General features: G+C 64.3%; 9 protein-coding genes. 6 read left to right on the forward strand and 3 right to left on the reverse strand.

Features of this window, described 5'->3' with window-relative positions:
* Positions 1–103: 103 nt before the first annotated feature.
* From AB0G16_RS37670 to AB0G16_RS37680, 3 genes are all read left to right on the forward strand, one after another.
* A complete protein-coding gene (locus tag AB0G16_RS37670) occupies positions 104–1,027 on the forward strand; it encodes an IS5 family transposase (RefSeq protein ID WP_362815655.1) in 924 nt (307 codons plus the stop codon).
* A 10-nt stretch (positions 1,028–1,037) separates the two neighbouring features.
* On the forward strand, positions 1,038–1,547 hold the full coding sequence (locus AB0G16_RS37675) for a DUF5946 family protein (RefSeq protein ID WP_362815640.1): 510 nt from the start codon (positions 1,038–1,040) through the stop codon (positions 1,545–1,547).
* Between the two features lie 197 nt (positions 1,548–1,744).
* On the forward strand, positions 1,745–2,701 hold the full coding sequence (locus AB0G16_RS37680; protein ID WP_362815642.1) for a DUF4238 domain-containing protein: 957 nt from the start codon (positions 1,745–1,747) through the stop codon (positions 2,699–2,701).
* Positions 2,702–3,688: 987 nt separating this feature from the next.
* Here AB0G16_RS37680 and AB0G16_RS37685 read toward each other — a convergent pair.
* Positions 3,689–4,702, reverse strand: coding sequence for a PIN domain-containing protein (locus AB0G16_RS37685; RefSeq protein ID WP_362815644.1), 1,014 nt, complete (start codon positions 4,700–4,702; stop codon positions 3,689–3,691).
* A 536-nt stretch (positions 4,703–5,238) separates the two neighbouring features.
* Positions 5,239–5,799 (reverse strand): GNAT family N-acetyltransferase, encoded by a 561-nt coding sequence (locus AB0G16_RS37690; protein ID WP_362815646.1) that lies wholly within the window; start codon positions 5,797–5,799, stop codon positions 5,239–5,241.
* 6 nt (positions 5,800–5,805) lie between these two features.
* Between AB0G16_RS37690 and AB0G16_RS37695 the strand changes: the two genes are divergently transcribed.
* A complete protein-coding gene (locus AB0G16_RS37695; protein WP_362815648.1) occupies positions 5,806–6,474 on the forward strand; it encodes a hypothetical protein in 669 nt (222 codons plus the stop codon).
* 70 nt (positions 6,475–6,544) lie between these two features.
* Here the strand turns inward: AB0G16_RS37695 and AB0G16_RS37700 are convergent, their stop codons facing one another.
* Positions 6,545–6,937, reverse strand: a complete 393-nt coding sequence (locus AB0G16_RS37700; protein WP_362815650.1) for a DUF1761 domain-containing protein — start codon at positions 6,935–6,937, stop codon at positions 6,545–6,547.
* Between the two features lie 115 nt (positions 6,938–7,052).
* On the opposite strand from AB0G16_RS37700, the gene AB0G16_RS37705 reads away from it, so the two are divergent.
* Positions 7,053–7,424, forward strand: coding sequence for a YciI family protein (locus tag AB0G16_RS37705; protein ID WP_362815651.1), 372 nt, complete (start codon positions 7,053–7,055; stop codon positions 7,422–7,424).
* On the forward strand, positions 7,421–8,637 hold a 1,217-nt coding region (locus tag AB0G16_RS37710; protein ID WP_362815653.1), incomplete at its 3' end, for a DUF6596 domain-containing protein. The genes AB0G16_RS37705 and AB0G16_RS37710, both read left to right, overlap by 4 nt.

Below are 8,637 nucleotides of genomic sequence, written 5' to 3' on the forward strand. Positions count from 1 at the left end.
CGCACTCGACATGCGACCAGGCTAAGCCATCACAATCTATCGTTGTAGTACTAGGGCGTGTCTCCTGGATCTTGAACGAGGTGTCCTGTAAGTCCGATACGTGCTGGATCGACATGACCTTTCCGATGAGGAGTGGAAGCGGCTGGAGCCGCTGCTGCCGCGCAACCCTGGTCGTGGCGGCCGGTGGGCCGATCATCGCCGCACGATCAACGGGGTGTTCTGGCGGACCCGGACCGGCTGCCCGTGGCGGGACCTTCCCGAGCAGTACGGCAAGTGGCAGACCATCTACAAACGGCATCGCCGCTGGTCACGCGATGGAACCTGGGCGACGGTGCTGGACGGGCTGCGGGCTGGATGCGACGAGGCCGAAGGGAAGGACTGGACGGTGTCGGCTGATTCCACCATTGCCCGTGCTCACCAGCACGCCGCCGGAGCCCCGCACGAGCCGGCCAAGGACGACCCCGCCCGTGACCGGCCTGCGGGGGCGGCGTCGAATCACAAGAATCCGGTTAAGAACCGTGAGGGGCTGGGGCGCTCGCGTGGCGGGCTGACTACCAAGATTCACCTGGTCGCCGACCGGCGGTGCCGGCCGGTCACCCGGCTGACCAGCCCGGGTCAGCACGGCGACTCGCCACGGTTTATCCCGCTGATGGAGTCCCTCCGCATCCCGCGCCGCGGGCGCGGCCGTCCCCGCAAGCGGCCTGGCCGCGCGATGGGCGACAAGGCGTACTCCTCCAAGGTCAATCGTGCCTACCTGCGCAGACATGGCATTCAGGCGGTCATCCCCGTCAAAGAGGACCAGAAGGCCAATCGGCTCAAGCGTGGCTCGGCCGGAGGCCGCCCGCCCAACTTCGACGCCGAGTGGTACAAGAAGCGCAACACCGTCGAGCGCTGCTTCAACAAGCTGCGGCAGTTCCGGGCGGTGGCCACGCGCTTCGATAAGCGCGAACGCATCTACCAGGGAACCATCGACATCGCGTCCATCAAGATCTGGCTCCGCGACCCGGTTCGGCGATCAAGAACATAACCTGAACCGCATGAGTGTGTGCCCCGGGTGCCGCCTTGAGCTGCCCGACGAACGACGGACGAGCAACGAAACCCGATACAACGCCTCGCCCGAGTGCTTGCGGCTTTCTGGCGAGGTCGCCGCGTTCAACCATGCCCATCCCGCCCGGCTCGCCATCTGGCACCAAACTTGTGTGGACGCCTACGGCGCCCAACACGTCAGCGCAGGCACCAAACCGATCGCCGTGGCGTTCGCGCTGAACGGCCTCTACCTGGTCTTTGAACGCGGATTCACCGGTCTGCAAGCTCGCAACGCCCACGGCTACCTGGCCAACACCGTCCCGTCTTGGCCCCGCTTCACCCCGCCAGACAACGTCGGCAAGGTCACGGTCTTCGACGTCACTATGGCCTCCTCCGTAGACGAGCACATCGACCTGGTCCAAACCTGGGGCCGCAGCGTCTGGGCCGCCTGGAGACACGTCCACAACGAGATCGCCACCATGACCGATGCCCAGCTCGGATCCTGGCACCCCCACTCCTGATCCGAGCAGATCCTGCACAGAGCCGAACCCCGGCCACCGTCAACTCCGGGAAACACGCCCTAGCTCTCCCAAGCGATCGGCTTGCCCTCTACTGCCTGCTGTTTGATCTGTCCTTGAGCAGTCACCGATATCTGCACTAGCTGGGCGAATACCTTCAAACATTCCATGTGGAGACCTGCGGATGACATAATCACTTCATGTCTTCGTTGCCGATCCCGCCCTCGCTCTCCACTGACCAACTGCTCTACCGGGCCATGGAGGCGTTGGCGGAAGGCCAACAGGAGACAGATGATCAACATGTTATCTCGCAAACCCTGCTTAGGCGCTTCGCTGGAAGACAAGGAGCAGAATACAACCAGCTTTGTTATCTGAACATTAAATATCCCAAGAAGGTTTATCTCGGCGGTTCAGATAAGTGCGGCAAGGTGAAAAATTTTGTTCGCTGCGGGTCGGACTCTCTGGAAATGGTTTGGAAGCGAGTAGAGGATCAACTTCCTCACGTCTTTCAGGCGGTTGATGATGGGGTCGCAATTTCTAGTCCAGAGTGCATCGACAGAATTAAAAATGTCATAGCTCTCCATTTTACTAGAAGCTTGCAAACAGCAAAAGTTTCCCAGCGTGCCGTGACGGAAACAGAAGAGCAGTTGCGTTTGAAATACTCAAGTGACCCAGCTCTCCTGAGAGAGTATTTCCGTTACAAGCACAGGTTGGAGCCAGCAGGTCCTGATGCTTTAGAGGTAGCTTTAGAAGAAATGATCAGACAGTCAGGGGAGCGCGTATATGACGGAAGCTTTTTTCGTGCCCGTATAGAGGACATGTATCGAAGGGTGCGCGAGTCGTTTTCCCCCCTAAGCGTAAGAATCGCAACACCAAGTCAAGGCGAGTTCCTAATAGGGGACGTTCCTGCTCTTACCGTTCGATGGGATATGAAGTCATCGGGGGTTCTTGGTGGGGTAGCATTGGCTCAAGCAAATACGGTCATTCTTCCTCTAGGGCCTCGGGCTCTCGTTGCGCTGGGAAAAAAGAACGAGTTGCTTACTTTATCTAAAGACCAGGTAGAGGAGGCTAATCGCCGCCAGATTCATGCAGCTCAAAACTATGTGTATTTTAGGCCAGGTAGTGGCCTAGAGAAGACAGTCCGTGCACACATCTAATATAGGTCAGGCGGGTGCACGGGCTTGTCGTCAGAGTGGGTGATTTACGGTAATCACACACTGTGGCTAGCTCTAAGAAGTGTGGATGGAAAGACCACGCGCCCATTGTCTCGACAAGTTTGGAATGTGGTGTCTTCAAGTCGAGGCAGGGGTACGGCCTCCAGGGCGTTCCACTCCTGTTGAATAAGTTCGAATAGCTCCGCACACTGCGATGCGCTACGGGCACCTCTTGATTGGCTTCGTTTCGGGTCCCGCAGTCGCCATTCACCTGTAGTAGTACGTATTCGTGCGTTGAGTGGCGGTCTGCGACAAACCTGGAGTAAGTACTCCAAGGCCAAGCCGCATACCTCTGATCCCAGGATACTTACCTGATCCTGCTGATTTGAACCTGTAAGTTGGACCAGGCCAGGCCATTGGATGACCACTACGCGTTCCCATATCTCAGGTGGAATAGTAGTTGCTACATGATGGCTTTCTCCGATTGGGAGATCGCGTAATCGCCGCTGTGCCTCCTGCGTCTGCCCCACATACGCCAGGCCCGTGCCGGACAGGTACACGCCATAGAGCGCAGGACCCGTGACCGCTGGTTTATCTGGAGTGCTTCCTGCAAGGAGTTTTCCAATAGCATAAGCGAACTGAAAACGGCTGTCTTGCCATTGTTCGAGCATCGGGCGTGTGCCTGTCAGGTGTCCAAGAGCGGTCCATAGGCTCATGGGGTCTATCGGGGGAATCAGTTCCATCGATTCAGCTCATTGTGGAGGTAGGGAAGGGTTATTTACGTCTGTGCGTGCTTCGCGTGGGAGGGTTGCAACGCATAGGCGCCCTCTCGCCTGTACCCATACAGCGGCATTCAAATATCGTGGCATCTCGTGGCTTAAGTTCTACGAGAGTGCTGGGTCTCAGCCGAGCGTTGCTGCTGGCCCGCTGTTGCTCTGCGGTGTGTATGACGGCAGACGGGATAGACAAGCACAGTAGTGCCTTCGGGAGCTAAGTATCTAGAAAGTCCCATTCGCTTCCTAGAACCCATCGGAGGGCCGAGAGCTTACCATGCACAAAACCCCACCCCCAATCGTCCCAAGGGCCTACGTTTTCGACACCATATCGATTCTCAATACGTCGCATAGTGGATTCTATCTGGGCAGCCAACTCTTCTGGAACTGAGTCAGCTTCACCGTGCGGTTCTTTCTCCTGTCGAATCAGGCTGCGCACGTACCAGATTTTGTCGAAGTACTCACGCTCCGCTTCGAGGATCTCAACAAGAGTGCGAGGCTCCTCTTGGAAGAATTCCACATCCTCGGCAAGCTCTTCGAATTCTTCGCCAAAGTGCTCTTTTAATCCGGTAGTAAGACCTTCCAAGCCAAGAAGGTAGCGGGCACGCTGGTCGTTGAAGATGTCATGGAAGTCCGGGTGAGGCTTTCTGCGATCGCCATTCGGGAGAGAGAAATCTTGATGATTTGAAGTGGCAAATAAGTAGACATCCGACGCCCTGCTTTTTTTTAGTGCAGCCTGGAATATCTCGATTAAGAGAGCGTCGGCGACACTGTTCTTTGCCAGGTGAAACGGGGCCTTCTTATCCAAGGCTCTCTGCACCACCGAAGCCCTTTGGCGGAGAGTGGGCTCTACTGCAGTCGGATGGCCCAACAAATCTTTGATCTCTGTGAAGTTCCTGAGCGACAAGGCCGACAGTAGGGGCAGGCGGTGACTCATCTCTTCAAGCCACTGCTCTCGTTGATTCCCGCCGTATTCATTTAGATCATTTTTCAACTGACGGACACGATCTGTGACACTCGCTGAGACAGACGCCTCAATCCGAGGTCGGTTCCGCTCAAATTCGTCGATAACCAACGAAGGCACGATCAGTTGAAGACGCTTCTGAAAGAAGAACACGCGGATTGGCACGATTAGTTTTTGGCCATCCCGATGCTTCGCCATGTCAAGCCAGACTGATGTGTCGACCAGTAACCGGAGCACACGTAGAGGGTACTGGTTAGCCGCCTTCATGATGCGGTATCACCGCATCAGTTGACTCAGACTCGTACGAGCCGGCGGGTGTTGGGCGAGGGGCATCCCTCCACGCTGGCCAGCCGCGGCAACCCGGCAGGCATGCTGGAGGCTTTCGGCCGGAATGGCCAAGAGCTGTAAGATCGCTAGCGGCGGCGACATTATCGGCGCAACCGGCAGGACTGGGCCGTCTGTGGGCCGTCCGAGGTAGGCCAACGATGACAGGCAACGTCTAATACTGACGGCTCGACAGCGGACTCAGCACAGTGGTTCGCAGATGTTCGCAGGCCGCTTCGACGGGACATCACTTCCGCTACAAGTAGTCCCGGGATCGCTGTCAGGCCCGGGCCCGGCCGTTGTCGTCCGGTGGTCTCACGGCCGGAACCCGCCCGGCGCGGCGGAGGCCGGTCGGCACGGCTCGACGACAGCGGTGGAGAGGGGGCGCGGCGATGTCATGACGTTCGACCCTCCCGTGCCGGCCGGACCGCGTACCGATGCCCGCGGTTCCGTTTCCGGCGCTGTGGCGAATGCCGGGATCAGATCCTGAACATGGACAGGGGAGCCGTGCAGAGGGTCTGCTCGGCGCCGTACTCCTCGAACGTGCCGGCGGGGCGGAAGCCGAGGCGGGCGGCGAGTCTGAGGGACCGCTCGTTCGCGGTCCGGGTCACGAGCGAGACCGGCCGGTCGGGGAGCTCGCCGGCCGCGGCGCGCAACGCGGCCGTCGCGGCCTCGAACGCGAACCCCGCGCCCCACGCGCCGCGCCCCAGCACATAGCCCAGTTCCAGTCCCTCGCCGTCCTCGGTGACGTGCCCGGGACCGTCGGCCGACCGGCCGTCGAGCATCAACGTCCCGACGAATCGGTTCGTCGTGCCGTCCGCGATGACGTAGTTGCCGGGCCTGGACGTCGCCCCGGCGATCGCCGCGTCGAAGCGCCGCTCGACATCGCCCCGGGGCCGGGGGCCGCCGATGTACGCCTGAACCCCGGGATCGGTGTGGAGCTCGACGAATCCCTCACGGTCGGCGTCGTGCAACGCCGTGCGGAGCAGGAGTCGTTCCGAGGAGATCTCCGTGGCGGACGGTGCGCGCGACCGGCTCATAGGTCCGTGATCATAGAACACGCGCCCCACGCCCGAGCCGCCCGGCTCGCGCCCGGTGTGCCCATCGAGATCACGCCCATCCAGGTCGGCGCGGACCTGTGGCACGGCGACCTCGCCGAGATCGGCGGCAAGGGCGCCTTCAGCAAGGAGATCGACCGCGCCCTGACCGGCGGCCGGATCGACATCGCCGTGCACTGCATGAAGGACGTCCCCGGCGACGTACCCCTGGCCGAAGGCACGTCGTTCGGAGCCTGCCTGCCCCGCGACGACGTGCACGACGTCGTCGTCACCCGCGACGGCGTCCCCCCGGCAGGACTTCCCGCCGGATCGTTGATCGGCACCAGCTCCGTGCGACGCCGCGCCCAGCTCGGCATCCAGGCCCTCAGCGGCGACACCCCCGCCATGCGGGTCCTGGACGAGCTCGACCACCCGGTGACCGCCCGCCACGTCCTCGCCGAGCGGACCATGCCCCACCTGCTGTCCGGCCACTGCAACAGCCCCATCGCCGGACACGCCTCCACCACCCCCGACGGGGGGATGAGCCTGTCCGGCATGGTGTTCAACCACGACGGCAGCGCCTTCGTCCGCTCCCAGGCCCGGGGGACCACTCCGACCCCGCCGCCCTCGGCGCCCGCGTCGCCGACGACCTGCTCCGCCAGGGCGCCCACGACCTGATCACCGCCACCCGGAAATGAGGGGTGGCATCGGTGTCACGACGATCGATCCTTGCTCGTCTCCGCGTCGTTCATCTCCACGTCCCGACGATGACCGCGATCGCGGTCAGCTTGAGCAGCCAGTCCCCGGCGTGGACGGCGGCCAGCCGCCAGGGAACCCTCTCGTGCAGCACCGAGCCGGCCAGCAGCACGACGGGGAAGCCGAGCCACAGCACGCACGCCAGCCCGAGGGCCCCGGGCCAACCGCTCACGCCCACCTGGCCGGTGAGCCAGGCGAGGACCGTCGCGACCAGCGCGCCGCGGCCCAGCTCCGCGATCGCCGTCCAGGCCGGCGGACGCTCCGCGCCGGCGTAGGCGTCGGACAGCGTCGCCAGGCGGGCGCCGAACCCCATGTACCAGACGCTGCTCAGCAGGAACGCCGTGACCGTGGCCGCCACGACCGCGAGGTGGTTCGGTTCCGTCATCTTTCGAGCCTCCTTCGTCCGGAGCCCTCGGCCGGAGGGCTCTCGCGGGGGACGTCGGGGCCGGGCGACTATTCTCGACACGCCACACCGGAGAATCTCGAAGCGGGAACCTGTCGTGAAATACGTGATCTTGATCTACAGCAACCCGGAGTCCCGGCGACTGTGGAGCGAGTTCCCCGCCGAGCGGCGTCGTGAGGGGCTGGGGGCGTACGCGGTCCTCAACGAGGCGCTGGCCGCGACCGGCGAACTGATCGTCGCCGAAGCCCTCGCCGACCCGGCCACGGGCCGGCGGGTCCGCGTGGAGGAGGGGCGGACGACCTCGACCGACGGCCCCTTCGCCGAGGTCAAGGAGGTCGTGGCGGGTTTCTACCTCGTCGAGTGCGACGGCGCCGACCGTGCGGTCGAGATCGCCGCCCGCGTTCCCGAGGCGGCCATGGGCCTGGTCGAGGTGAGGCCGGTGACGGCGCTGTCCGGCTTCGGGACATGAGCGACCCCCCGCGGGACACGGGCGAGCACGCCGGGTTCGCCTGGCAGCGGCGGCTGCGCGAGCTGGCCCCGCAGGTCCTGGGGGCCCTGGTACGTCACCACGGCGGCTTCGACGCCTGCGAGGACGCGCTCCAGGAGGCCCTGCTGGCCGCGACGACCCAGTGGCCCGTCCAGGGCGTACCGGACGATCCCAAGGCGTGGCTGATCACCGTGGCCTCCCGGCGGTTCGTCGACCGGTACCGCGGCGACACCGCCCGCGCCGGCCGGGAGCGCGCGCTCGCCGCCCTCGCGCCCGCCGATCCGGCGGCCGTCCCGCAGGCCGACGACACCCTCACCCTGTTCCTGCTGTGCTGTCACCCCGCTCTCACCCCGCCGTCCCAGGTCGCCCTGACCCTGCGGGCGGTGGGCGGGCTGACCACCGCGGAGATCGCCCGTGGGCTCCTGACGTCCGAGGCCACCGTGGCGCAGCGCATCAGCCGGGCCAAGCAACGCGTCAGGGCCTCCGGCGCGCGGTTCGGGCTCCCCGGCGCCGCCGACCGCGCCGCGCGGGTCCGGAGCGTGACGGAGGTCCTCTACCTGATCTTCACCGAGGGGTCGACCGCCAGCTCCGGACCCACCGTCGGCCGGGCCGAGCTCTCCGCCGAGGCGATCCGGCTGGCGCGCCGGCTGCACGCCGAGGTGCCGGACGACGGCGAGGTCGCCGGGCTGCTGGCCCTCATGCTGCTCACCCAGGCGCGCGGGCCGGCCCGTACCACCCCCTCCGGCGACCTCGTGCCCCTGGCCGAGCAGGACCGCGGCCGGTGGGACACCGCGGCGATCGCCGAGGGAACCGCGCTGATCACCCATGCCCTGCGGACCGCGCCGATCGGCCCGTACCAGCTCCAGGCGGCCATCGCCGCCGTCCACGACGAGGCCGCCCGGCCCGAGGACACCGACTGGGGCCAGATCCTCGTCCTCTACGATCTCCTGGCCCGGCTCGCCCCGGGCCCGATGGTCACGCTGAACCGGGTCGTGGCCCTCGGCATGGCGCACGGCCCCGCGGCCGGGCTCGAGGAGCTCCACGCCGCCCGGCAGGAGGCGGCCGTCGCCGGGCACTACCGGTTCGACGCGGTCCACGGCTACCTGCTCGACCTCGCCGGTGAGCACGCGGCGGCCCGGGCTTCCCCTTCGACGTGGAAGGGGTGCCGAGCGAGATCGAGGCCGAGTTCAAGCGG

This window comes from Streptosporangium sp. NPDC023615 (assembly GCF_040640155.1).
In the GTDB taxonomy this organism is placed as follows: domain Bacteria; phylum Actinomycetota; class Actinomycetes; order Streptosporangiales; family Streptosporangiaceae; genus Streptosporangium.